Raw genomic sequence first — 530 nt, 5'->3', positions numbered from 1 at the left:
GAGAAGGAGCGTCTGCAGTCGCCGCAGGAGCGCGACGAGCTGGACGGCGTGTACGAGTGCATTCTGTGCGCGAGCTGCTCGACGTCGTGCCCGAGCTTCTGGTGGAACCCGGACAAGTTCGTCGGCCCGGCCGGCCTGCTGCAGGCGTACCGGTTCATCGCGGACAGCCGCGACACGGCGACCGGCGAGCGTCTGGACAACCTTGAAGATCCGTACCGTCTGTTCCGTTGCCATACGATCATGAACTGCGTCGACGTGTGCCCGAAGGGCCTGAACCCGACGAAGGCGATCGGCAAGATCAAGGAACTGATGGTTCGCCGTGCGGTTTGACATGATGACCCCCAAGCTCACTGCGTTCGCTGCCCCCCGCGGGGGCGTCGACACCCTTGGGGCGGCCCGGCGGGTGTCACGATGAGCGACGATTCGCATCAATCCGACCCGCACCGCCGCGCGCGCCTGCGTTGGCGCGCCCGGCGGGGTCTGCTGGAGAACGATCTGATCTTCGATCGTTTCTTCAGCCGATACGAGCA

2 protein-coding genes are annotated in these 530 nt (G+C 65.5%); both read left to right on the top strand.

What is annotated here, in order from left to right; translation table 11 throughout:
* Positions 1-330, top strand: a 330-nt coding sequence (locus ACV22Z_RS35745) for a 4Fe-4S dicluster domain-containing protein (protein WP_448080942.1), incomplete at its 5' end; no start/stop codon positions are given.
* Between the two features lie 81 nt (positions 331-411).
* Positions 412-530: succinate dehydrogenase assembly factor 2 (locus ACV22Z_RS35740; protein WP_448080943.1), on the top strand; the 119-nt coding region annotated here is incomplete at its 3' end.

The organism is Burkholderia sp. PU8-34 (assembly GCF_053427725.1).
The sequence above is the reverse complement of the archived record's forward strand: the minus strand, read 5'-3'. Positions and strand labels throughout refer to the sequence as shown.